The organism is Cupriavidus mimosae, assembly GCF_023952485.1.
In the GTDB taxonomy this organism is placed as follows: domain Bacteria; phylum Pseudomonadota; class Gammaproteobacteria; order Burkholderiales; family Burkholderiaceae; genus Cupriavidus; species Cupriavidus taiwanensis_C.
Map to the genome: position 1 here is coordinate 1 of NZ_JALHRY010000030.1, position 25,451 is coordinate 25,451.

The following is a 25,451-nucleotide window of genomic DNA, read 5'->3' on the forward strand; positions in this document are numbered from 1 at the left end:
CAAGGCGCTCGTGGTCGTCCCGACGACGCTACTGACTAACTGGGCGAAAGAGATCCAGCGCTTTGCCCCCGGCCTCACGTACGGCATCTTTCACGGCGCAAAGCGTGAGCTCAAGGCCGACCGCCCGGACGTCACGATTACTACCTACGGGGTGATTCGGCGGTCCGCAGCCATGCTCGCCGGCATGCAGTGGCACCTGCTCGTCGCCGATGAAGCGCAGAACATCAAGAACCCAGCCGCGGCACAAACCAAGGCGCTCAAGTCCGTCCCGGCCACCAACCACATCGCCATGAGCGGGACGCCAGTGGAAAACCGCCTGGCGGACTACTGGAGCATCGTTGACTTTGTCAATCCGGGCTACCTGGGCACGCTGAAACAGTTTGAGAAGGAGTTCGCGACGCCGATCCAGGTGCACGGGGATCATAGCGTCGTGGATCAATTCAAACGCGTGACGGCACCGCTCCTGCTGCGTCGCCTCAAGACCGACAAGACCATCATCAACGATCTCCCAGACAAGATCGAGCAGGACCGCTACTGCGCCCTGACAGACGAACAAGCGGCCCTGTACAAGAGGGTGCTGGATAGCGAACTGGAAGCGCTCGAAAACGCGGAGGCTAGCATCTCGCGCCACGGCCTCGTCTTCCGGATGACGATGGCACTCAAGCAGATCTGCAACCACCCGACCCAGTATCTCAAGTCTGGGGTTTTGCACTCGGGGAAATCCGAGGCGCTCTTTGAGTTGCTCGACTCCATCTATGAGCGCCACGAGAAGGTGCTCCTGTTCACCCAATTCCGGGAGATGGGCGAGATTCTCGCCGATTGGCACCAGTCGCGATACGGCCTTGCTCCGCTCTTCCTGCATGGAGGCACCACAACCACCCAACGCAATGCCATGGTCGAGCGCTTTCAGACCGACCCGGTGCAGCGCATCATGCTGATTACGCTCAAGGCCGGCGGCACGGGCTTGAACCTGACCGCCGCCTCCCACGTAATCCATTACGACTTGTGGTGGAATCGCGCCGCCGAGAATCAAGCCAGTGATCGGGCTTGGCGCATTGGGCAACATGCGAATGTTCAGGTCTATCGCTTCATTACCCAAGGGACTTTCGAGGAACGGATCAACGAGATGATTCAAGGCAAAGGCGCGCTTGCGGATTTGACTGTGGGAGCCGGCGACGAGTCGCTGGGAAGCCTCAGCAACGCGGAACTGCGCGACCTGTTCTCCCTGCGTCGCGGCACTTGAGTCGCCGATGCGATGGCCCGCTTGCCACGCGCGGGCCACCAGATTCCCGGGCATCGCAGAGCGGCAGGCTTGACTTCGCCGCGAACTAGGCTATTCTTACGTTCCCTTCCTAGGGAAGCAGGCAAAGACACCGCATCGCGGTCCATAGGGTTCGACTACATCAAGTTGGTGTAGAGGGCATGCACAGCCCAGTCTGACACTTCGTCAGGCCTTCGAATCGATAGCCCATATAGGAAGGATTCTTGACGATGCCGGCACACTTACGCCCGCATCGTCAAGAGTCCTTCCGATGGCTGTCTTGGATCGCGGGCATGGTGCCTGCGACACAGCTATCGGCTTATTTCCGCAAGGAGACAACGATGCCTTTGTCGCACCCCACCCCCGCAAATTCGACGCCACAAGTCCAGCCTCCGATCTGGGTGGCACAGCACGTTCTCGAGCGTCTGTTGGACCCGGACCATGATCCGGTGGACTGGATCGCCTTGTCGGCGATCGAATGGCTCGAACGGCTGAAGCTGCCCGAAACGTCGATTCTGGAGGCCGCCAAACAATCTGGCTTTCCCGAGCTTTATCGCCCTCTGAACCGGTACGAACTCCTCGACTTCTGCGCACGCACTGATGTCCCCTTCAAGTGGCGCTTCGCAGCGATGATGGCGTTTGGCGGAAGGTCCCGCAGGAAGGCGACCGGCTGCGCCCTCTGGGCGTGCGTGCCTGCCATTGAAGCGCTCGCCAAAAAACTGCCGACGATGACTCGCCGGCAGGCCTACCGTGCATTTCGCTATTTGATCGCGTCCGCCCAACTCGAAGGCATGGGCCCGTCCTTCTTTACGAAGGTGATGTTCTTCTTCGGGTGCTCGGGCGCCTATATCCTGGACCAGTGGCTCGCCAAGTCCATCCTGGCGCTGAACCGGGCCAACTGGACTGTAGGTGCAGACGGCGAGCCTGTGTTCGCGATCGCTGCGGATAACTACATCCGTCTTGTCGCGGCCAGCAAACCTGCCGCTATCGACCGGACGATGACCGAAGACGATTACGAGAAATACTGCCTGGCCGTCGAGTCCCTTGTCGCGGTCCTCGGACGCAAAGACGGCGCCGACACCGAGCGCTGGCTGTTCTCTCAGCCGCAGTCGGCATGGCGCCGCTTCTTGGCGAAGCTGAGTTGGAAGCGCCCGGATCGCCGTCTCAGCAAGCCGGCACCGCAGCCGCCCTCCAGCGTTAGCCGGCCGATAGCCGCTCGTGGAGATCAAGCATCGCTGTGATCTCGCCTGGCTCGAGGCTGTCGAGTCGGGAAATGACCATCGCCCGCGCGAAGGCCAGGCGGGGTATGTTCTCCGCAGTCGATCGAGTTCTGGACTGACCCGCTCAGGCAAACAGTTAGCGACTGGACTGAAGGTGGGGGCATCGTACTTTCCGTGCATTTTCTGGCGGTATGACCCCGAAAGCTTTTGGCTATCAAGGACTTACGGATGCACCGTCGGCCCGTGATTGATTGCACCGAGAAACCTTGCTGCGGGCGGCTCTGCGGTCCGCTACCGCCATTTTTTGCATGGAAAGTACGATGACCCCTTGCTGGCGCAGACGCACGTCGGCCGCCTTGTCATGGAAGCCGAAGGATTAGATCGTCTGACTCAATGCTGGAGGCGCTGCTGTCGTCGAGAGCTCGCATATCTAATCCAATCAGGCGTACGACGCGGCTGCAGGCACGACTACCCTAGCCAGCCGCGGCGTGCCCCAACTGTTGGCGCTACTTGGGCGGGCGCGCAATTACGCCAGACATCCACTTGCGCCAATCAGCCCGCTTAGTCGAACAGTCCAGGCAATCGGGGCTGGCGGCTTCTTTTTTTTCCTCGGCGAGCCGCAGCGTCAATGGATCGTCCTGTAGACAGCACCGATACGATCTCGTCTATTTCTTGCATCTCTCCAGACAGCATTTCCCGAATCCGAGCTCGTAAACGTCCAAGTCCTCGGGCGGATGCATCATGGGCGATCTCCTTCTCAAGGTACGTGCTGATCGACTGACCACACTTCCGGCCAAGTGCAGAGAGTCGCTTATGCATCTCATTGCTGGCGTCATATCGAGGGAACGGTACCTTTACGATCAGCTTATGAATATCACGCGCTCCGAAAAGTCCTCTAGATTGAAAATCCTTAATCTGAAAGTTAGCAAAATCAGAATTAATGAATGCTGACACATAGTCGGCTTCTGTTCTGGTCCCGAACTCAGCCCAATATGTCTTGTGTTCGGCAATGAAGGGCGCATCAAAATCCTGTCGGTCTACCACCGCGGCGCAGGCATCTTGTCCCGAAGACGTATAGATAACAAGGTATCGCGCAGATGGATTCTGATCGGTCAATTTGTTTTGCCAATTTAGCCATCGAAGCAGTCCAATTCCGTTTTTCCTATTTTTCTCCGTGCGGTGCTTATCCCAGAGGTGTTCTGCCTCAGAGAACCAAGCCGCGGCGTATCTTGAACGCCTACCCAAAAGATCGGCATTATTTAAGAGACTGAATGAAGTGGCTTCCTGATCTGACCCATTCTCAGTAATTGGAAGTGCCACGATGGGGGGGGAGAAAAGCGCGAAGGGTACGAGATTGTTTGCGATGGCTGTCCTGAAGATATAGTCGCCCTCAATTCGACCCGTTAGGGAATGGTTTTTCCAAGGCGCCTTTGCCTCTCGGGCCGCTGCCGTGGCGGTTCTGACAGACCAAGTGCGCCCGACAAAGCCGCCACCATCATAATCCGTTTCCAGATCAATGAAAAAGAAATTGCGTGGAACAACCGTCGCCCCTTGCGAGAATTTCTTCTCATATGCATTAGTGCCTATTGACTGCGTGGACCCGCCCACAGTAAACGCCGAGCGTGCGCCCGACGCACCTAACGTAGACAAGTGCCATGAAACGTCTTCTAGGCGGATGAATCTTGTAGCGTTCCCCCAATGTAGATGCTCGCGAGGTAGCTTTCCTTCCAGTCGCTTCCCAGGAAAAGTCGGAAGAGAAACTCGCCGCCGGAGGTTATCCGATGCGCTGTGTTTGAAGAACATAACGCATGAGGGAACACGGAAAAGTGGACTTACGTCGTTCAAGTCCCACAATTCCTTTAACTCGAGGCTGCTTACGGTTCCTCTCCGAATATTTTCATGTTGGGAAGCAGAAACGAAGCTCCTTGGCAGTACGAATGCAAGTGTTCCACTAGGTTTCAGAAAGTAATTGACCGAGTGTGCAACAAAGATCGCGGCGATTTCGAGGTGTGGGATATCAGCCCTTTTTGGGGGGGTGACGTTATAGTGATCTGCCAATCCCATTAGCATCTGTTGATAATCGGAATTGGTGACGTCCGCATACGTTAACCATGGCGGATTTCCCAAAATTAGATCGAACTGACCGCGCAAGAAAACAGGCTTATAGCTATTTTGAAGAATAAACTTCCAAATCGAGTCGCGCCCGTTAATGCTTGCTTCCTTCATGCCCCTGTACACGAAATACAAATCGTGCTTGAGCTGGTCGGTAGCCCCATCCAATGCGGAAGTCGCCAGCTTGAAAAACCTCGATTGGGCAATCAAGCCTTCATGCTGTCTCACCAGATCGTCGCAAAATGTAATGAGGGAATCAAATTCATCTGGGCCGGCTATTCTAGCCACATTTAGAGAGTACTGACGGTTGTCAACGCTAACTTTGAATGTGGATTCAAATAAGTCGGCCGATGTTTCCGGGACCAGTAGGGAGTTTGCCAAATAAATATGCAACGTTACTGGGTCATTTGATTGGGCAATCAGCTTCCCCATCGCGATGATGATCGTCGTTTTTGCGATCTGTACCGAAAGCGGGTGAATGTCGATTCCCACAACTCTTCTCGATATTGTGGTAGCGTCAATCTGAGGCGATTCATTTCGCATCTTCGCGATTGCGGCGCGCAGGAATGACCCGCTGCCACATGCGGGGTCTAATACTCGATACGTCTCGGTAAATCGGGTTTCTTCGACGATCTTTTCACACAGCCAGTCCGGTGTGTAATATTCTCCGAGTGCGTGACGAGTATCTAAATCAACAAGTTCTTGATAAACACCCTTGAGAATGTCTTCCCGAACATCAGTCAAGTCGTACTCGCCGATCCGATTATTAATTTCGCGGAAGGCAGGTTTTAGGCGGGAAAAATAGGGCTCAGCGTTTACCCAATGAAAGAAGTCGTCCTCGATAAATCTTTCAACGTTAAATTTCGCGAATTCCTTTCCGCTGAGGATGGATTTAACTCTTTGATCCCCTCTGGCGGTTTCCTCCGCTATGACCGAAAACGCGATTAATTTTGCAAAAATAGATAGATACGTGTGAACGAGGAACATTCCCGGTGAAGCATCGAACCGTCCATAAGCAACGCTAAGAAATTTTCTCCACTGATCAAGTGCCACCTGAAGTTCTGAGTGGTGAGAAAAATCTTTAATGCAGTCAAATAAGAAACTGATTGAATTGATGAACGTAGATGACGTATCACCAAAATCGGAACGGATACTTTCTAGGGTCGCAATCTTTGGCTGAGATGCGAACAGAATTTCATCGAGAAAAAACGGGAATTCGCCCAGGGATTCCTCGGTTAGATCAAATTTTCTAATCTCTCGGAGTGAATAATTTGATGTTAGAGAGAATTGCCCCATTTCCAAGGTGGACCAATCAGGGGCATATATTCGCCACTTGATTCCGTCGGTTGCGATAAGAATGAAGCGGTATTCTTGACCGGAGCGCCAGTTACCCGCAAGATATTCCTCTAGCTGTTCCATAGCGTGCTCACCGGTACGCGACAGGTCCTTTTCCCATTCCACAATGACGGTATTCGTCTGGGTGTCTGCCCGGCCGCGGCTCGCTTTGCCGCCACGAACAACGTTGGCTACGGTCCTCTCAGCACCGAGTGAAAGTGCGGCGATTAGTTCCTGCGCACCGAGGTCGTGCGCGAAGACGGCGGAGAGATATTGCAAGAACCGCTCCTTCTTAGCTGCCTCGGTGTTCGCACGACGCAAATCAGCTAGCAGCCTCCCACTCAGCGAATTCCCAAATGTAGACTGATTGTTCGACGATTTTTGCAAATTACCCTCTCGCTCTCATGTTTTGTCGGACTGCCGTCCCTAAATGATAAAGCTGTAGGCCGCCAGGTTCTCTCGGAGGCAGAGGTTTTTCAACACTCTGCTCAAAAAAATGACGAGGCGACAGCTGCGGCCAACAGAGTCCGAATTGGTGCACTTCGGGCTCGAAGCGGGCGGCTACGCAAGTAGCGGTAGCATTCTTAGCGGGAACGAATTCCATGGCCGGTCCGTACGAACGTTTCAAGTAGGATGCTGCTGGCCCTTCTTAAGCAGGGCGGGTTGCTGATGAACTTGATCGAGGAACCATCGCGCCATGCCATCCCATTCGTGTCGCCTTCTGGATGAAGGGTCCACTGCAATTCTTCGAGGGTCCAGTTGGACTTGCTGCTGTTGGTCAGCATTGAGCCGCATGCGAAGTTCGTCCCTTCCCTACACGCTCGCTTGCTAATCCACCGCGGCCCACGTTGCTCGCCACCCTGACTCCGCCAGTTGCGCCGCCTTTTTGTGCGGTGGGTAGCCCCGCTGAACTCGGCCGCGCACCCCTGCTGCTCCATCGCCGCCGCGGACGTTTGATTATCGAACTGGAACACCGCCTTCCAACCCATGCTGCCTTCTCGTCGATCATTCTGGGTAAATCGCCCGCAATCACTTTCATGGTGCTGACGGGTTACTGTGAGCGACTAGCGCCGCAGAGCGCGGCGCGACGAATTAGGCAGCTCCAGTCAGTACCTCATGGATGTTCGTCGCCGCCTTGAAGTCAACGCCGAGCGCCTTGAAGTGTGCTTTACCACACTTTATTCTCCGGTTCTCACTGTCGCGGAGCTTGTCGGAATCGAGCGTGCTCTTCGTTTCGCGGACAAGGTAAAGTTTCCCATCGTCCTCGAGGACGATCGCCCAGTCGGGGTTGTAGTTGCCGATCGGCGTCGGAACCTTGAATCCCCGCGGGAGCTTGCAAAAGAACTTTACTTGGGGATCCCCGTCGAGCCGTTCGGCCACCGTCCGCTCCACTTCCGAATCGAAAGAAATCCAGTCATACGGCGTCCTTGGCACTTCGGTGCCGTCCGGGAGAATTCCGGCCTTTTCTTTCACCGCGTACAGCCTGTCGAGGTATTCCTCAACTTCTGCCTCTTCAAACAGGCGCATTTCGTATGCCTGACCGGCAATCGGCTCGTACTTGATCCCGTCAACAATAAGTTCGTGGAGGGCTCGGTTGATTAGCTTGGCGCATTCCGTCATGAAGGCCTGCGGATTTATCCCGAAGTAGTTGAGTTGTCCGCAATCCTTAAGGATACGTACGAGCGTTCCGCGCGTGAGCTCGGTTTCGCGTTGAAGGAATGCAAGTATGTCCGGAAGCGGCTGCTCGTTGGCCACGACATATGTGCGGTTGCTCGTCACGAGCCCGCCGTCCACCCCGGCTTCGGTGATGTCGACTGATCGTTTCGTGACTTCTATCCGGACGGCCTTGATCTCAGGCATGTCTCGCATCTTTAAGATAGCCTTCGCGATCAGCTCGTCGGTTTGGAATTCCACCGAGTAGCGAGTTTTCCGACTGATCTTTTCCCAGAGAATCTGGAACTCGGGATTGAGTTCGACCCGCTTGTTGTACTTGACTGACTCGCGCATTCGGGCGTCCTTAACGAAGTCGCGGGGGACGAATCGGTTGAGACGGCCTACCACGGCAGCCTCGAATCCCTCGGCGGAAAAATCCAGGGGTAGATTCAGGGTGAAGCCTTCAGAATTCGGCTTGAAGGCACTTTCGAAGTCGCCGTTTCGGTCGAGGAACCCTTTGGACACAAGGTGCTTCCAGATTGCCTCGGATTGCTCCTCGGTGAGTTGGGCAGTTCCTTCCGGGTTGAGCAGAGGAGTGAACGCCAGTTTCGGAACCCGACCAAAACGGAAACTTCCGTCCGGGTCGATGGCCTTTTCAATGTCGGCCTGAAGGCCCTTGGCGTAGTCTTGAAAAGACTCGTTCGCGATGACCGTCAAGCGGTTGATCTGTTCGTTGAAGATCCGGTCCCCGTCTTTGTTGACGGGAAGGCGAAGTCCGCGGCCGAGCGTCTGGCGGCGTTCATTTTCAGTTCCCATCTCCCGGAGTGTGCAGATCTGAAAGACGTTCGGGTTATCCCAGCCTTCTTTGAGTGCCGAATGACTGAAGATGAAGCGGAGTGGCTCCTCCGGGTCGAGCAGCCGTTCTTTGTCCTTCATGATCAGCTCGTACGTCTCGTCATCCTTGGCGGTGCTGCCGCTCGTGTCCAGAAGTGTGACGACCTTGCCCTTCCTGCGGTCTGCCGAGAAGTAGCCGTCGTGAACCTGCTCGGCTGAGTAGGTGAGCACGCCCTGGTAAATTGACTTGGCAGCGACCTCTGCATAGATCTCTTCGAACCACTGAGAGACCTTTCCATTGCACCGGTTCCCTTCGTCGTCATACTGGCGGTAGCTGCCGACCTGGTCGAGGAAGAACAGCGACAGGACCTTGATCCCGAGCGCCTTAAATTTCTTCTCTTTGGCGAAGTGCTCTTCGACGGTTTGTCGAATCTGATTCTTCATGCGCTCGTCGGCCATGCCCCCCGTTTCCCGCGATAGCTCGAGGATCTGCCCATTTCCAAATTCGATATACTCGCTTCCCGGTTCGGCGCTGATGTTGGTGACCTGATACCCCTCGTAGTCGGAGCGGTTTGTGAACAAGGATAAATCCGCGCCGTGCTTGAGCGTGACTGGTTTCTCCCGCGGTCCGTTCGAGGTATCTTCGAAAACCGTGACCTTGGCCTGAGGCGTTTTGGCCCTTCCCGGATAACCAATCCAGTCGAGGCGGACCATCGTCCGGTTGAAGTCCCGTACGGGATTCGCATCCACGACTTCGATTTGCTTGACTAGCCGGAGGTCATATGCCCGAATCGGGTCGAGCTGGTAGAGCAGGTTGTACGGGTGGACGTGCGTCGCCGAGTAGCGCAGGCAGAGGAGCGGATTTAGTCCAGCGATCGCTTTTTGGGATTTCGCGGTGGTATCGACGCTCTGCGGCTCGTCAATTATGACTATCGGGTTCGTTGCCCGCACGAAGTCGATCGGCTTGCGGCCCGACATTCGATCTTGCTCCTGATGGATCACATTTCCAGCTTTTTCCGCATCCTTCGCGAAGGCTTGGATATTGATCACCATGATCTGGATCTCGTTGTTTACGGCGAACTGCCGGACGCGGCTCAGATCCCTCGAGTTGTACACGAAGCTGTCGAACGCGACGTTGTCATACAAATCTCGGAAGTGGTCCCGCATCAGCACGAGAGAAGTCGTGACGCCTTCGCGAATCGCGACTGACGGGACGACGACGACGAATTTCCGGAAACCATAGAGGCGGTTCAATTCAAACACAGTGCGCAGGTAGACGTAGGTCTTCCCGGTACCGGTCTCCATTTCAATGGAGAAATTCGGGAAATCGTACGGGCCGCCTTCTTCGATCAAGGCTCGGGATTTCGGAACGTTGTTGCGTGCTTGGACAGACTGCAAGTTTGCAAGAAATTGCGTCGGAGCCAACGGCATTATGTTGCCGATCCCAAGCTCGGCATGTTCGCCGCCGAACATCGTTTCCGTTCCGAGCGTGACGGAATGGCTATCCTGGCTGAACGCCATTCCCTCGAACAGGTCCGTTACGGCGTTGAACGCGTCGTGCTGGTACTCCAGCGTTGAGTCAAATTTGAGCTTCATCGTAGAGCCCTGGGTTAAACAGTGCGAAATACGATCTGCGAGGCTTTCTCGCGGCCCTGGTTGCGCGCGGCGAAGGTCTGAACAGCGTTTGCCTTTAGCTGGTCGTTGCCGCCGAAGGCCGAATCGAGGCAGAAGAAGTGCATCGGTTCTGCTGCGGCGACAGCATCGATCAGTTCCTTCGTGATCCTGTGGGCTAGGCAGATCAGTAGCGCGCCGCTTGCTACTGAATACAAGGGAAGGTCGGCCATCTCCACGGTTTCTACCTTCGCCGTTGGGCGGAAGCCGGCTTTCAGCAGGATCTCGAAGAGAAGGGCTTCCTGGGAGGCCGAGGGATCGACGTGCTCGACATGGAGTTCAAGTTGTTCAGCGATCTGGTCGACCGTAGCGTTCGCTCCAATCTGTTGCCATCGGCGGAAGTTCGACTTGTCCAACTTGAAAACGCGGAAACCGAGGTCAGCATCGGAAGAAGTAAGCTCTGCCTGGCGTGCATCCTCTCCGGAATAGCGGTCGAGGGCGCGCCGCAGGCGCGATTTGCTGATTTCTGCGATGTTCTCAGGAAGGCCGTTGTCCCGACAGAAACTTAGCCCCTCCTTATGCTCCTTGACGCTCGCGTCCAAGCGCTCGGGAAGCTGGACCATGATGAATTTGCGTTTGGCCCCATCCCTGGCATTCAAATCCATGACGGCTTGGGCCGACGCGCACGAGCCGGCGAAGAAATCGAGAAGGATGTCCCCGTTGTCTAACTGAAAATCGAAGATGTACGCGAGCAGTTCGTAAGGCTTGGGGTTTGTGAACACCTTTCGATTTCCCAGCAGACGGCCGATCTCGTTAGCGCCGGCACGACTGTCCAAGTGGATGACGCTCGACAATTTCTCCTCGAAGTCTTTGAGGTATTCCTTGATCTGTACGATTTGGGTATGGTCGTCACCGAAAATGATCTTCTTCTGCTGAATAAGCTCCTTCATCCGCTCCTCGGGAAATCGGTACCCATTAGCTGGCAAGACGCAGTTTTCGCCTGTTTCAGGATGCTCGACCCGGTAGACATATCCGCCCGGCTTCGGGTTATGGACCTTCCGAGATCCTGTATATACGCCGTCATTGTCGACTAGGTTGTAGTGCGTGATGGACGCGAGCGATTCGGAGTTGTCCTTGATGAATCGGCGGAAGTGTTCCTGGATCACCCCTGGACTGGAGTACACGGGGCGCAGTTCTTCGTACTTGGCTAGCATCATGTCCTTTGCGTCGCTTACCCGGCTCTTCCAAACGGCGGGGCATCTGGAGATATCCTTCGCGAAACAAACGATGTACTCGTGCTCAACGGCAACCCTAGTCGGGTTGTTGTCTGTGGCGCCTTTCCAAACAATGGTGGCGATACGGTTCGATTCTCCGTAGATCTCGTCCATCAACCGGTTGAGGTTCTCGATCTCGTGCTCGTCGATCGACACGAAAATCGTCCCATCCTCGGTAAGAAGGTTACGCGCCAGGTAAAGACGCGGATACATCATGTTGAGCCATTTTGTATGGAAGCGCCCTTCGCTCGCTGTGTTCGTGGCGAAACGCTTGCCTTCTTCGTCCGTGAGTTTCGCGTAGGCGAGATACGTCTCGAGGCTCTCGGAGTAGTTATCAGGGTAGATAAACTCATTGCCGGTGTTGTACGGCGGGTCAATGTAGATCATTTTGACCTTGCCGTAGTACGACTTCTGCAGGAGCTTGAGGACCTCGAGGTTGTCACCCTCTATAAAGAGGTTGTCGCTGCTGTCCCACCGAACAGACTCCTCCGGAACGGGTTTGAGTGTGGCGTATGACCGGTGTTGAATAGTCTTCAAGCAGTCCTTCTTGCCCGGCCAGTCCATCCCGTAACGCTCCCTTCGTGATTCGAAGACCTCCGTGAAGGCCCCCAACTCCGCCTTCAGCCTTTCGAAATCGACACTAAAGACGAGCTCGTCGTGATCGTTCTTTGTCTCGGTAAAGACCGACGGGAAAAGGTCACGGAGCAGGGCGCGTTTATCTGCGGCAATGTCGAGAGCGCCGCCATCGAGCGGAACGGGGAGTTTTCTGGAAATGTCGTTCATGCCAATCTTATTTAAATGTCTTCAATTCGGAGGGCGGATCACCTGACCGTCCAACGCACGCAGAAAAGGACCTCTTCCGCCGCCGTCTGCCGGAGCTGATCCTCGATTTGGTCGAGAAGTTCGTCCTTGTGCCACTCGACGTCTTTGGCAGCACCGTCATATTCGCGCCAGGCTTCGTCGCGCTTCTTGTCGAGGTCTCGCAGTTTCTTCTGGACCTCGAGCTTCTCAGGAAGCGTCGGGGCACAGCGCGCCTGCTTCTTGAGCTCGTTGATCCGGTCGTCATAGTCCTTGAGCTCCGCCTTGAGCCCTCGGCGCTTGTCCTCTGCCCAGCCGTTGAGCTTCTCCATTTCCTCATCGAACCAGACCGCCTGCTGGGCCGCGAGCCCTTCGAGGATCTCATTCTTCCGGCGATTGGCAGCGTCGCGAACCGTTGCGTCGCCGTCGATCTCTACGGTTCGGACGATCTCCGCGGGGATTTCAAGAAACCTTCGGACTGTGTCTTCCGGGACAGCCAATCCGCCGTCAGTCATGGCCGTCAAGATGATATGGTCTTGGGCGTCCGCCCCATAGATTGATAGCTTCGTCGCGAGGAGGTAGCCGGACATCCCGACAAAAGGCTCGATGCTGGCCGCTTTCCTCGCTTGGTCCGAATAGACGAACTCGATCGTGGCCTCAGGAAGGGGGCGCCCGGCCGCGGAGGCAATCACCGCCTGGGCCAACGGATGCCCGATCCGGTACCGGTGTGCTTTCCCCGGGTCCTTTGCGAGTGCATATGCGCCGACGGGGATCGCTTGCTCTGGAAATGGGTTGGCCAGAAGCCGGAAACGGAGCTCTTCCGCGTCGAAGTCAGCCTTGTCCTCGAGCTCGCGGCGCGTTAGCGCCCAGAGCATCGATTCATGCCTATTGATGTAAGACCGGCTTTCGTCCAAGTTGACCCTCAGGCGGTCATGGACCTCCGCGTCGAAGTTCTCGAGGAGCTTCTGCCGTGTGTCCTCCATCGTCGAGATGATGTGCGCATCCATTTCTTCCTGGAGCTGTCGGAAATTGCCTTCGATCTCCGCGGGGGTACGGCAGTTCTGGTAGATAGCGACGATGCGCTTCTCGAATTCGACTCCCGATTCAATTGCGCCGAGAACCTCGTCGCTTGCACCGAAGACGCCGGAGAACAGCCGAAACTTCTCAGAGAGGAGCTCAAAGACCCGCCGGTCGGCTTCGTTCTTCCTGTTCAGAAAATTGACCACTACGACGTCGTAACGCTGCCCGTACCGGTGACATCGGCCGATTCGCTGCTCAATCCGCTGAGGGTTCCAAGGGAGGTCGTAGTTCACCACCATCGAGCAGAACTGTAGGTTGATGCCTTCGGCCGCTGCCTCCGTCGCGATCATGACTGTCGCGTGATCGCGGAAATAGTCCACAAGCGCTGCACGAATGTCAGCGGTGCGGGAGCCGGTGACCTTGTCAGTCCCTTTATTCGCCTCCACCCATTCGGCATAGATGGCTTTCGACTTCTTGTCGGAGTTCGACCCGTTGAACAGCACCAGCTTACCGGCGTACCCATTCTCCGTAAGCAGGCACACCAGGTAGTCCTGCGTTCGCCGCGACTCCGTGAAAACGATGGTCTTCTCGGCCGCCCCGAGCTCTCTAGCTTTCTCGAAGCCTGCGCGGAGCGCTTTCAGAAGCGCCATGCCCTTCGCATTCTCCGAGATTGAGACCGCGAGGGCCCGAAACTCCTCGAGCGACGCTATCTCCTCGTCAATTGATGCCACGTCTTCCGCGGTAAGCGGTTCTGGCTGGGCGTCCGCACCCCATTCGTCGGCATATTCCTCGAACTCCTCGAAGTCGTCCTCAATGCCGTCGCCGGACCGGGCGGCGGACGCGTTGCCAGGGAGCTGTTTGCGGAGTTTGTTGGCGAGGGACTCCAAGGCGCCAGCAATGGCGAAGGTCGACGACGCGAGCAGCTTGCGGAGGATCAGCGTCATCAGTTGTCGCTGCGAACTCGGAAGAGCGTATAGGGAGGGGCGCCGTAGGTAGTCTGAAACCATCTCGTAGAGGGTGTGTTCGACGTCGGACGGGACGAACTCCTCTGTGATCGGAATCCGGTTCGTGTACCGGATGTACTCGAGTACCTGCCGGCGGAGAGTACGGTGGCAGACGGGCTTAAGCCTCGCCTTCAGCTCGTTGAAATTCCCGTCGCCGTTAAGCCGGGCAAACTGAGTCCTGAAGCTCCTTGCGTCGCCGAAGGCGTAGTCGTCAATGATGCTCACAAGTCCATAAAGCTCGAGGAGAGAGTTCTGGAGCGGAGTCGCGGTGAGCAGGAGCTTCGGTGCGTTAGCCAATGCCCGCTTCAGGGTATTGCCGATCTTGTTGTCGGGTCGGTAGACATTCCGAAGTCGGTGGGCCTCGTCCATGATCACCAAGTCCCACCGGGTCGTCATTAGTTCCTCGGCGTGCTTCGCTGCGAACTGGTATGAACAGACCACCATCGAAGGCTGCTCGAACGGGCGTCGTACCCCGGACTTTTGGAGCTGAAGGTAGTTCTTTGCCTCGAGGATCACTGTAGGCAGGAAGAACTTTTCCGCCATCTCCTGCGTCCACTGCTTGCGAAGATTCGCGGGCGTTACGATTAAGATCCGTCGCTTGCCTTCTGCCCATTTCTGGGCAAGCACGAGCCCCGCTTCTATTGTTTTTCCAAGGCCGACTTCGTCCGCAAGAATCGCGCCCTTCGAGAGGGGGGACCTGAACGCGAAAAGCGCCGCCTCGAGCTGGTGCGGGTTAAGGTCGACCTGGGCGTCAAGAAGCGTTCCGGCGAGCTTCTCAGAGTCCGCCGCGGAGTAGCGGCGGCTCAGCTCGCTGGCGAAGTACTTGGCGTGATAGGCAGTAATCACGGGCGTTACTCTTTTGTTGGGGGCTGGCTCTGAGCCGTAATCCAGGCATCCAGCTCCGCGCGCTTAAATCGCCAGGCGGTCCCGACCTTGAATGCCGGGATCTTCTTTGCCGCAGCGAGGCGATAGACGGTGCGTTCGTTGACTTTGAGGTACTCAGCCACTTCCGAAACTGTCAGTACGTCATCCGTAGAAAGACTCCCCCCCATCGCCGGTACCCTAAGAATGTCGATAAAGTTCAAGAGGATACATCACGACACGCCATTGCCCTAAGCATTGCCTTCTGCGGTATCGAGCCCATACCGCCTGCTTATGCTTGTCCCAACGATCCTGACGTGACGGGGGAACGACTGTCCGAAAACGACCGGTTGCGTACTTGAGGGTCGCCCGGGATTCGTAAAAAGCCGCCACATCCTGGGCAAGCCTCTGATTTTGCTGAAATATTTCAGCACTCCGGTACCCAGCTTTGTCCTTGATGGCTCTTATCCGACCCTGAAAAACTCCACGCTCTGCCCGGCATTGACCGCCCGCTTGAGCCACGACGGCATCTCGCCCTGCCCGTCCCAGGTCAGCCCTTCGGCATTGCGGTAGCAGACCGGCGGCGCCGCAGGTGGCGGAGGGGGCGGCGGCGGTTCAAAGCACCCCGCCGCCTGCAGTGCCTCCAGGGTCAGCCCATAGTCGGCCATCTGCGCCTGGATCCAGCGGATCGCGGCCGCCCGCTCAGTGTTCGTTGCCATCGTTGCCGTCGCTGCTGTCGTTACCGTCATCCGGGTGGCCGGGCCGCGCCGGCGCCCCCTGCTCTTCGTTCTGGGCTTCCGGCGCGGTCGGCGCCGGGCCGCCGGTCTTGCGCCGCCGTCCCCCACCGCCGTCGCGCTCGCGCGGCGCCGGGCGCAATTCTGCCAGCAGCTGGCGCGCGAGCGCCGCTTCGGCTTCGGCGCGCTCGGCCCGGCGCTGCACCGCGGCCAGTTTCGCCTGCACGGTGTCCCGCTCGCCGGCTGACTGGCGCTGCGCCTGCTCGGCGGCCGCGAGCCGGTCGGTGAGCGCCGCGGCCTGGGCCTCGAGCCGGGCGCGGGCCTCGGCCTGCGCCACCGCGGCGTCGCGCGCCTCGTGGCGCGCCGCTGCCAGTTCCGTACGCAGGTCTTCGGCCGCGCGCTCGCTCTTCTGCCGTGCGGCGCTCCTGGTCCAGTTCGCGCGCAACGCGCGCCGCTCGCTGGCCTCGGCCCGTTCCTGCGCGATGGCCACCTGTTCGCGGGCGCGCTCGAGCTCGGTCGAGAATTGGGTGCGCAATGCCTCCAGCTGACGCCGGCCAACCTCCAGTTCGGCGCGGCCCGCGTCGAGCCGGGCCTGCGTCGCGGCGTGCGCCTGCCGCTCGGCGGCCAGTGCCGCCTGGGTTTCCTCGATGGATTGCCGCGCCGCGGCGCGCTCGGCCTCGGCGGCGCTGGCGGCCGCGCGCGCCTCGGCGCGCAGCGTGGCGAGCTCCCCGGTGGCGGCCTCGTTGGCCGCCTGCCAGATGGTCCGGACCGCCCCGGCCGCGATGTCCTTCAATGCATCCGGCAGGTCGGGGTGGTCGATGGTCACGCGCGTGCGCCCGCGCAGCTCCTGCCAGAACGCCTGCAGCACCTCGGCCGGCGTGCCCATGCTGCCCTTGCGTACCAGGCTGTAGGGCTTGTTGGCGGTGGGCGTGACGCCATAACGGAAGAACAGCAGCCCGCAGACCTCGCGGTACAGCGCGCGGGTCTCGGGAAAGCGGCTGCGCAGTTCCGCCACATCAGCGGCCAGGTCAGCCTGCAGCGCGGCGTCGTGGTCAGGCGTTGGTCTATGACTTCATCACGCCGGGCCCCCACCCGCGGAACACTCCCCGGAGCTGTTGGTGAATGACTAGGACTGCGGCGTGCCCGAACAGGCCACAAGGCCCACCGCATGCACGTTGGGCCCTTGGCGGGCCAGACCAAGGATTATGACCTTAACCTCGCCGACGAAGCCCTATGCCACTGGCATCTCATTCACGCCGTCCCCTCACTGGGTGGTTCATAGTCGTTGGTAATGGTGCCAAACCGATGACCTTGCTCGCTCATCAGGCGAGCCCATGCCGATTTCGTCATGGCATAGCCGACTGCGTCGGAACCAAAGCTCAACTGTTCAACGGCATCGCGTAACGCCTCCGGCTGTCCCTCGATAGCGATCCGGAGACAATTGTCAGCCCCGTTGTACAAGACGAGCGCGCCTCCGCTAACCGCGTACCGCACGCCCGGCAAAGAGGTACGCGCTGCCAATGATGGTTCTGCTACGCGCAGCGGCTCGGCAGTCTGCTCCTTGAAGCTATTGGCAACACAGTCTTCTTTGGACCGCCACGCTGCGACTCTTGCCTCGAAAGCCCGCGTCTCCTCGAGGTGCTTCTGATAATCTGCTTCGCATTGGGCTTCCAGACGTGCGCGGAGCTCGTCCTGCTTTCGATTCACCAGCCACTTCTTGCGAGGATCATTCCGGAATAGCACCGCCGCCAGTTCGCCAACCGTCGACGGTCGCTGGCGACTCAGATCGATCTCGACCGCGGCATGACCGAGTTCTTGCAGGCGGGCGAGCTTCGACTGCCCAACCTTATGGGTCACGGCAATCTCGACGAGCAGCAGCCGGTCACCATAGGTGATCACCACGTCGGGCCGCACGTCAAAGAGCAAGTGCTCCAAGGCGACCGATTGCGGATAGATAGTCCGTCCCGGCAGTGATCCCCTGGCCCGAATCGGAATCACCGGGCCCTGGCGCTCAACCACCACGTCAACGCCCGGTACCGCAAACTCCCCTCGTTGTGCAATCAGTACCTTGGCCAGGTGATGAAGCACAGTCTCGTGTGCCCACCGACATTCCGCACCGGAGTCGTGCGCGAACGAGTGAGCCCGCACGGCCCCATGGCGGGCGATCAGTGGCTCGTTGCAGGCGGGGCAGACGCAACCACATTGCTTGCCGTTTGGTACCGCATCGACGTGGCGCAGGACGCCCATGCCGTCCAGGGCGAAAGTCAGCATCGCTTCGGTACCGCCATGCAACGTCAATGCGGGCGGATAAACAAGCTCGTCGCCCGACCCGGGCGCGTGTATTTCGTCTGGGTTGATCAAGCGCTCCCCCTCCTCGATCATGGCGTTGAGCTTCGTGCTGTCTAACCGCATCAACAAGAGGCGCGCCTTATCCTACCCGGAAAAACTCCACGCTCTGCCCGGCATTGACCGCCCGCTTTAGCCACGACGGCATCTCGCCCTGCCCGTCCCAGGTCAGCCCTTCCGCGTTGCGGTAGCAGACCGGCGCCGCCGCAGGGGACGGAGGGGGCGGCGGCGGATCAAAGCACCCCGCCGCCCCCAGTTCCTCCATGGTCAAGCCGTAGTCGGCCATCTGCGCCTGGATCCAGCAGATCGCCTCCGCCCGCTCAGTTTTCGTGGTCATCGCTGCTATCGGTACTGTCGCTGCCGTCATCCGGGTGGCCGGGCCGCGCCGGCGCCCCCTGCTCTTCGCCCTGTGCTTCCGTCGTGGTCGGCGCCGCGCGCCGCCGGTCTTGCGCCGCCGTCCAACCCCGCAGTCGCGCTCGCGCGGCGCCAGGCGCAATTCTGCCAGCAGCTGGCGCGCGAGCGCCGCCTCGGCTTCGGCGCGCTCGGCCCGGCCCCGTGCTGCGGCCAGCGCCGCCTGCACCGGTGTCCAGGTCGCCGGCTGACTGGCGCTGCGCCTGCTCGGTGGCCGCGAGCCGGTCGGCCAGCGCCGCGGCCTGCGCCACCGCGGCGTCGCGCGCCTCGTGGCGCGCCGCCGCCAGTTCTGTGCGCAACTCCTCCGTCGCGCGCTCGCTCTTCTGCCGCGCGTTCCTGGGCAATGGTCACCTGCTCGCGCGCCCGCTCCAGCACCGTCGAGAATTGGGTGCGCAATGCCTCCAGCTGCCGCCGGCCCGCCTCCAGTTCCGTGCGGCCGGCCTCGAGCCAGGCCTGGGTCGCGGCGTGCGCCTGCCGCTCCGCCGCCAGCGCCGCCTGGGTTACCTCGATGGATTGCCGCGCCTCGGCGCGCAGCGTGGCGAGCTCCCCGGTGGCGGCCTCGTTCGCGGCCTGCCAGATCGAAATGGCTGTAAGGGGGTCAGTCCTTCGTGATCTTGGGCCCCAGATAGAGGATTTTCAGCCTCGTTGCATCGACTGCAACCGGCCATTCGAAATGCAATCGGAAATAGCGGTGGCTGATTTTCCCATGCCAGTGTGCAAATATCTCCTTGCTTGCATCGTCCGGATCGGGAAAGGTCATCTCTTGCTTGAATGTGCGTTTATTTGTAGGTGATTCCCCCGAGAATAGAGCTCTATCCCCAGTGAAGAACTGATCGACAATAGCGCGAGCGTTGGGGCCTTCTGAGCCATCAGGCATACGCCCGGCCATATAGTCATCAAGGTGTTTGAAGAGTGCCATTGCTCGGTCCCGTATCGGTGCCTCAAAGGGTTCCTTGGCAAGTACACTATTCTCATAGAGACTATTGGGAATGTGCAGTCTGGGAAATCTCTCGCGCGCAGCCACTACAAGCTGTTGCCAGTTGGTCGGCTCCACTCCAGCGTTCATGGCGGAAGTCGCGAGGCTATCAAGCGCCCAGAGGTTTTCGACTTCGTAAGTCCCTCGACGGTCTTCCGCAATGCCATGATCCACTGGAAGCGGTGATCTCCCAAACTCGATCACACCACCCGGAAAACTAAACGCAGTAGCTTCATTACCTGCTTTGATGCGCCTCGTCGCTTCCCCCAAGCCGGTGTTAGTAACGTCGACACCCAGACACTCAAAATAATCTTCCGGTTCAGGCTGGCGATCGTCATCCAAGAACGGCCCTGTCCGATCAAGCCATATCAACACGGCCCTGCGCAGATCGGCTAGGTTTGTCGCCGCCAAGACTTCACGAAGTGTCTGGCTGACCGTCACATTTCGATGGGGGAGAGCTCGTGTAGTGTGTAGGGCGGACTTCAGTACAGCGAATCTGCTTCTTGAGGATAAGAGACCCTGTAGCAGTGCGAGGAATTCAGGTACGTCATTGTATTGGCCTTGCAAAGAAGCATCATTGATATACCAGCGCATCCTCACTCCCAACCTGAGAGCCGAGCCAAGTCTTTTTCAGACTGGTCAAAAAATCCTTCTGGCCAACTGGCGATGCGACCTTCATTATCGACAGCTAGCGTTAGTACCCCGTGTCCGGTCTCTGTCGTTCCACTAAAAAAGTGGACGCATAATTCATCCGGTGGAAGCAGGCCTTCTTTCACGGCGAGGCGCACACCGTTCAGCAGGTGGTCGCTGTGGGTCTCTACTACAACTTGTAAGCCGGCAGCTGCGAAGTGGGCGAGCAGTCGGCCCATTTGCGACTGGGCAAATGGATGCAGGTGAGCCTCCGGACTGTCAATCACTATCATTTGCCCATCGTTAGCTGCTAGCAGAGCAATGAGAATAGGGAAAGCGTAGGTAAATCCGTAGCCGACGTTGGCGGGTCTCCGCCAGGCTCCAAAATCGGAAATGCGAAACTGCAGGCTTTCCAGTGATACCTGGGGGACGTGATGGACATTAGCTTGTGCGTGAGGAAAGAGCGTAGCTAACCAAGCGTCAACCTGTTTGCGAAGGGAACTCGCAGGCTCGCCAGGATGTCGACGCGCAACTTGCACTTCATCGTCAACATACCGATCGTACCAGTACGGAGCAAACCTACCGTCAGCGCCCACATCTGTCACTTCCTCATCAGATTCGGGCATGGGGTAAGCGTCGGTAAGGCCATCGCGCACGGCGCTCAGGTAGGAAAGCCCTGTAATCGAACGGCAAACCTCAGTCGAGGGCTCCTTAATGGCTTCGGTAGGCGGCGTATTCGTTGAACCGGCAACATCGCAAATGCGTGATTCAGTCACCTCGAGATGTCTTTCACTCGCGCGAGCCGAGGTCGTCCACGTGACCTCGTGTTCCACGCCTGCAACCTTGAAAGCCAAACTTGATCCAGAAGCATTCGCCGGCAGTACATCACCAACGGTGCCTAAATGCACAATTGGACCATTCAAAGGTAACTTTTGTGCTGATGCCGATGTCCGCAAAGCTTGCGCCAAGAGGAGCAGCGGCTGGACGGCACTTGATTTTCCGCCAGCATTGAAGCCAGTCAGCAGAGTTAAAGCGCCGAAACGCAAGCGCAGACTTGAGAAGCACTTGAAATTCTCGATATCGAGCGTCTTAATCATTTTTGCGCCACCTTCGAGAGAGTGGATTCCATTGCCTCGAAACGCTTTTGAACAGCTGCAGTGCTGTTGGTCGAATAGGTAATTGCGCGTGCAAATTCTTCGTCTCGGACAAGGTCAACGATGGCTTCACGTAGGGCGTCGTGCCGCGATTCGAGATTCGAAAAGCCATCATCAGACATCGTGACGGAGCATACTTCGAACAGGGAGATATTAATGACACTGCGCCCGGCGCCTGGGTTTTGCGACGCGAGGGATTTACGAAACGCATGGTCGCTGAATAAGGCTCGGTTCAAGGCCATGACTCTCTCGAAGGAGAATAAAAGTTCTTCCCTCTCTGCTTGACTAAGACGTGTAAGTGCTCTTAGCCCTTCGGCAAGAAACCGATCCATGTCTCCAGCAGTGTATTGTTTCCGGCCAAGAAGTTTGAAGGCACAGAACCGATTGATAGCCTCCCGATCGCGCATGGTTTTCGCATTGAGAGACTGGCCCGTCGCGGAGCGAAACGCGTCGCTTTCGGCCGCTTGCTTAAGCCATTGGGTCGCCGGTCCGTTATAAAGCGCATTTCGCATCTGCTGACGCGTAAGCGGTTCACCACTGTTCACCCGTTCGAAGATGTCGAGTCGCGCTCGCTCGGGGGCTTTTGCATCCAAGATATACATAGTGAGCTGCGTATCCTGAACACGTTCCTGCAAGTTGAGAGGCAAGTCTTTGAAGTACTTTCCCTCGAGCACGTGAGCACCTAGTCCTACGTTGTCGCTCGCTAAACCAGTCAACTTCAACTCGTCACCTAGAAAACGAGCGAAGGTGGTCAGACGTTGCAGGCCATCGACAACGATTATCCGACCGTCCAGAGCTTCCGCAACATAGAAAACGGGGAGAGGGATGCGCATCACGCAACTCTCGATTAGCTTGGACTGCTTCGGATTTGGCCACACGAAATCTCGCTGAAAGTCCGGATCAAGAACGTAGCGTTGATTTTGTATGCGCTTGACGACCTCGGAAACGGAGCGAGTCTCCGTCCGAACGAATACCGCATCTAAAGGGTATTCGCCCCATCCATCGCCGGAGCCCTCGTCCAATCCCTCAACGTCTCGTTCGCTCGCGTTTTCGCCTTGGTTCATCCTCACCCCATGTGGCACGTTCAACGAGATAGTCTATCGCCACTTATGGGGTAGTTGTACTTTCCGTGCATTTTCTGGCGGTATGCTCCAGAAAGCCCTTTCTTATCAAGAACTTACAATGCTCGGTCGGTGTGTGATTGATTGCGCCGAGAAACCTTGCTGCGGGCGGCTCTGCTGTCTGCTACCGCCACTTTTTGCATGGAAAGTACGATGACCCCATGCTGCCATCGATGCCAAGCCCTCAAATGAACAACGGCCCCCGAAGGAGCCCTTGTCAGTAACTTTTCTGTTTCGAGGTCAGTTACAACCCAAGGCGGCTATTAGGCGGCCAATGCGAACTTTTCGTCGTTAGCATTTACTTCGATTTAGTTTTAACGTCTTCTCTGACGAGTTGCCTCACGACCCTATCTCCCCCTGTCGAAACCAGGTCAGGCCCATCAGAAGCGCACTATCCGTGCAATGCGCTTCTGGTGGACCTGGGCGGAATCGAACCGCCGTCCAGAAGGCCTTCAAGAAGAAGGTTCACAACCATTATCGGGAACCTTGCAGCACCCAACGGTCCAGATTCTACGCGTCCTGCCGGCAGCGTCAAGGCCGATTGCATGGGGCGCTACAAGGACCCGACCCGGTAAAACTCCACCGATTGCCCCGCATTGACCGCGCGCTTGAGCCACGACGGCATCTCGCCCTGCCCATCCCAGGTCAGCCCTTCCGCGTTGCGGTAGCAGACCACCGGCGGCGGCGGTGCGGCCGGTGGCGGGGGCGGTGGCGCGAAGCACCCCGCCGCGTCGAGCTCTTCGAGGGTGAGCCCGTAGTCGTCCATCTGCGCCTGGATCCAGCGGATCGCGTCCGCCCGCTCAGTTTTTGCTGTCATCGCTGCCGTCACTGCTGTCGTTGCCATCGTCCTGGTTGTTAGGCCAGCGCCGCCGGCCCTGGCTCGTTGCCCGGCTCTTCCCCTTGGGCTTCCTGCACAGTGGCCGCCGAACTTCCGGCCTGCCGAGTTTGCGAGTCGGAATGGGCGGACCGGCCGCGCCCGCCAACCTGTCGTTCAGGACAAGAGATCGATTAGGAAACGCTCGCGCTTCTTGCCAATCCACGCGGGAGCCCGACCGCGCCCCGACCAGGTCTGGCCCGTCTTCGGGTTGCGGTACCTCGGAGGCGGCGCGGCCTTCGTCTTGGTCGGAGCAGCGCGGGCAGCGGGCGCAACACTGGGCTTGCCCGCAATGTCCTCAATGCTGAGGTCGTACTCCTGCATCCACTGCCGAATCTCCTCTACGACCTTTGGCACTTCCGTGGCTCGCAACTGCTCAAGTTGCGCATTGACAGATGCCAGTTGAGCGAGCAGTGAGGATTGGGACGGGCTTTGGGTTGCGGTAGGCGTTTTTTGCTCCTGTCGCGACTTCCGGGTTTGCGGCTTCTGAGTCGGCGCTCCAGGCAGAGTTATCTGCTTCGGCCCGCGCTTCCGGGATGGGGTCTCTTGAGTCGTGACTTCCGGACCGGCAACTTCGGCTAGGGTTTTCGGCTTCCGAGCGCGCTTCGGGGCCCGCCTCTCTGCCGGCGCTGCTTCCGGAGCGGCAGTTTCGGCGAGCGCTTTCGGCTTCCGAGCGCGCTGCGGGGCCCGTGTCTCTTCCGGCGCAGCTGCCGGAGCGGCAGTTTCGGTGAGCGCTTTCGGCTTCCGAGCGCGCTTCGGGGCCCGCGTCTCTTCCGGCGCAGCTTCCGGAGCGGCAGTTTCGGTGAGCGCTTTCGGCTTCTGACCGCGCTTAGGGGCCCGCGTCTCTTCCGGCGCAGCTTCCGGAGCTGGGGCGTCAAGCGGTGCTACCGGGGCGGCCGTTTCGGTCAGTTCGTCCTGGGCGGCAGCTTCCATCGGTTCGTCCGTGGCCAGGACTTCAACCGGAGCTTCGGCCACGGCTTCCGTGGTCGCTGCCGAGGACATGGCTTCCATGGGCGCTTCCGGCGCGTCGGATTCCGTCAACGCTGCCGAGGCGGCAGCTTCCCTCGATGCTTCCGGTGCCACGTCTTCCGTTGAAGCGTCCGGGGGGGCGTAAGACCGCCGGCGCCGATAGGACACGGTCGCCGTCGGGCCGCTATCCCGGCTTGTCGACCAGAAGTCCAAGCGTTGGGCCTGCGTGTCAACGCTGCCACGACCGACGCCTGCACCACTGGCTTCACCCATGGCGGGATCCGCGTCGCGCATCGCCTCAGCGATGGGAAGCTCCATCTGACCGAGTCCGTCCGTCGCATTGCTCGCGACACGGGGTTCAACTTCTTGCTCTGGGGCCAATTTGTTCTCCTTCATTGAAGCCACTGCCCGTGCAGACGCTTCCTAATCCCATGGACGGTGAGACCTTGTCTCTTGCGTGTCATTCGCTTCTCGCCTACGCCCCTCTGCGCCTGGATCCAGCGGATTCGCGTCCGCCCGCTCAGTCTTTGCTGTCATCGCTGCCGTCACTGCTGTCGTTGCCTTCGTCCTGATGGTTGGGGGGCGCCGCCCCCGGCGCGTCGCCCCGCTCTTCACCCTGCGCTTCGCCCAGTTCATCCTGCTGAGCGTCCCCCTGACCGTCGCCCTGCGCTTCCGGCGCGGTCGCCGCCGAACGGCCGCCCTTGCGCCGCCTTCCACCACCGCCACCGCCGTCGCGTTCGCGCGGCGCGACGCGCAGGGTGGCCAGCAACTGACGCGCGAGCGCGGCTTCCGCTTCGGCCCGCTCGGCCCGGCGCTGCGCTGCGGCGAGCTCCGCCTGCATGGCATCAAGATCGCCCGCCGCCTGGCGCTGCGCCTGCTCGGCCTCTGCGAGTCGGTCGGCCAGCGCCGCGGCCTGCGCTTCCAGCTTGGCGCGGCTCTCCGCCTGCGCCACGGCCACATCACGGGCCTCGCTGCGCGCCGCCGCCAGTTCCGCGCGCAGGTCTTCGGCCGTGCGCTCGCTCTTCTGGCGCGCGGTGCGCTCCTGGTCCAGTTCGCGCAAGCTGCGCCGCTCGCTGGCCTCGGCGCGTTCCTGCGCGAGCGTCACCGCCTCGCGGGCGCGCTCCAGCTCCGTCGAGAATTGGGTGCGCAAGGCGTCCAGCTGGCGTCGGCCCGCCTCCAGTTCCGTTCGCCCCGCCTCGAGCCGGGCCTGCGTGGCAGCGTGCGCCTGGCGTTCGGCCGCCAGCTCCGCCTGC

17 protein-coding genes, 1 other RNA gene and 1 pseudogene are annotated in these 25,451 nt (G+C 58.8%); 2 read left to right on the plus strand and 17 right to left on the minus strand.

The window, feature by feature from the left end; all coding sequences use genetic code 11:
* Both MKD50_RS29100 and MKD50_RS29105 read left to right on the plus strand, forming a co-directional pair.
* A partial coding sequence (locus tag MKD50_RS29100; RefSeq protein ID WP_147298074.1) for a DEAD/DEAH box helicase occupies positions 1 to 1,243 on the plus strand: 1,243 nt, incomplete at its 5' end.
* A gap of 359 nt (positions 1,244 to 1,602) precedes the next feature.
* Entirely contained in the window at positions 1,603 to 2,502 is a 900-nt protein-coding gene (locus MKD50_RS29105; protein WP_018003842.1) for an 8-oxoguanine DNA glycosylase OGG fold protein, read from the plus strand.
* A 540-nt stretch (positions 2,503 to 3,042) separates the two neighbouring features.
* Here MKD50_RS29105 and MKD50_RS29110 read toward each other — a convergent pair.
* From MKD50_RS29110 to MKD50_RS29190, 17 genes and pseudogenes are all read right to left on the minus strand, one after another.
* Positions 3,043 to 6,207, minus strand: a complete 3,165-nt coding sequence (locus MKD50_RS29110; RefSeq protein ID WP_115671136.1) for an N-6 DNA methylase — start codon at positions 6,205 to 6,207, stop codon at positions 3,043 to 3,045.
* 813 nt (positions 6,208 to 7,020) lie between these two features.
* Positions 7,021 to 10,011 (minus strand): restriction endonuclease, encoded by a 2,991-nt coding sequence (locus MKD50_RS29115; protein ID WP_012354402.1) that lies wholly within the window; start codon positions 10,009 to 10,011, stop codon positions 7,021 to 7,023.
* 14 nt (positions 10,012 to 10,025) lie between these two features.
* Positions 10,026 to 12,083 carry a site-specific DNA-methyltransferase gene (locus tag MKD50_RS29120; RefSeq protein ID WP_012354401.1) on the minus strand — a complete coding sequence of 686 codons (2,058 nt, stop codon included), beginning with the start codon at positions 12,081 to 12,083 and terminating at the stop codon, positions 10,026 to 10,028.
* A 38-nt stretch (positions 12,084 to 12,121) separates the two neighbouring features.
* Positions 12,122 to 14,968, minus strand: coding sequence for an SNF2-related protein (locus tag MKD50_RS29125; protein WP_012354865.1), 2,847 nt, complete (start codon positions 14,966 to 14,968; stop codon positions 12,122 to 12,124).
* A gap of 5 nt (positions 14,969 to 14,973) precedes the next feature.
* The gene (gene mads1 / locus MKD50_RS29130) at positions 14,974 to 15,174 is read right to left on the minus strand and encodes a methylation-associated defense system helix-turn-helix domain-containing protein MAD1 (RefSeq protein ID WP_012354864.1); all 201 of its coding nucleotides are present in this window, start codon (positions 15,172 to 15,174) and stop codon (positions 14,974 to 14,976) included.
* Positions 15,175 to 15,447: 273 nt separating this feature from the next.
* The gene (locus MKD50_RS29135; RefSeq protein ID WP_012354863.1) at positions 15,448 to 15,702 is read right to left on the minus strand and encodes an H-NS family nucleoid-associated regulatory protein; all 255 of its coding nucleotides are present in this window, start codon (positions 15,700 to 15,702) and stop codon (positions 15,448 to 15,450) included.
* Complete coding sequence (locus MKD50_RS29140; protein ID WP_012354862.1) at positions 15,686 to 16,732, minus strand: DNA-binding protein; 1,047 nt, start codon at positions 16,730 to 16,732, stop codon at positions 15,686 to 15,688. The genes MKD50_RS29135 and MKD50_RS29140 overlap by 17 nt, the downstream gene beginning before the upstream one ends.
* A gap of 236 nt (positions 16,733 to 16,968) precedes the next feature.
* Positions 16,969 to 18,078: a competence protein CoiA family protein gene (locus MKD50_RS29145; protein WP_240074691.1), complete on the minus strand. Its 1,110-nt coding sequence runs from the start codon at positions 18,076 to 18,078 to the stop codon at positions 16,969 to 16,971.
* A 67-nt stretch (positions 18,079 to 18,145) separates the two neighbouring features.
* On the minus strand, positions 18,146 to 18,400 hold the full coding sequence (locus MKD50_RS29150; RefSeq protein WP_012354860.1) for an H-NS histone family protein: 255 nt from the start codon (positions 18,398 to 18,400) through the stop codon (positions 18,146 to 18,148).
* Positions 18,384 to 19,056, minus strand: a pseudogene (locus MKD50_RS29155) (DNA-binding protein); the annotation flags it as partial. The gene MKD50_RS29150 and the pseudogene MKD50_RS29155, both read right to left, overlap by 17 nt.
* 16 nt (positions 19,057 to 19,072) lie before the next feature.
* Positions 19,073 to 19,792, minus strand: a complete 720-nt coding sequence (locus MKD50_RS29160; protein ID WP_145987457.1) for an SET domain-containing protein — start codon at positions 19,790 to 19,792, stop codon at positions 19,073 to 19,075.
* 254 nt (positions 19,793 to 20,046) lie between these two features.
* Entirely contained in the window at positions 20,047 to 21,177 is a 1,131-nt protein-coding gene (locus tag MKD50_RS29165) for an AAA family ATPase (protein WP_012354857.1), read from the minus strand.
* On the minus strand, positions 21,174 to 22,298 hold the full coding sequence (locus tag MKD50_RS29170; RefSeq protein ID WP_012354856.1) for a DUF262 domain-containing protein: 1,125 nt from the start codon (positions 22,296 to 22,298) through the stop codon (positions 21,174 to 21,176). Before MKD50_RS29170 ends, MKD50_RS29165 begins: the two co-directional genes overlap by 4 nt.
* Positions 22,299 to 22,544: 246 nt before the next feature.
* Positions 22,545 to 22,904: a transfer-messenger RNA gene (gene ssrA, locus MKD50_RS29175) on the minus strand.
* A 4-nt stretch (positions 22,905 to 22,908) separates the two neighbouring features.
* A complete protein-coding gene (locus MKD50_RS29180) occupies positions 22,909 to 23,172 on the minus strand; it encodes an H-NS histone family protein (RefSeq protein WP_018003838.1) in 264 nt (87 codons plus the stop codon).
* Between the two features lie 174 nt (positions 23,173 to 23,346).
* Positions 23,347 to 24,594 (minus strand): H-NS histone family protein, encoded by a 1,248-nt coding sequence (locus MKD50_RS29185; RefSeq protein ID WP_012354854.1) that lies wholly within the window; start codon positions 24,592 to 24,594, stop codon positions 23,347 to 23,349.
* A 124-nt stretch (positions 24,595 to 24,718) separates the two neighbouring features.
* The coding region (locus MKD50_RS29190; RefSeq protein ID WP_115671132.1) for a coiled-coil domain-containing protein at positions 24,719 to 25,451 on the minus strand (733 nt) is incomplete at its 5' end.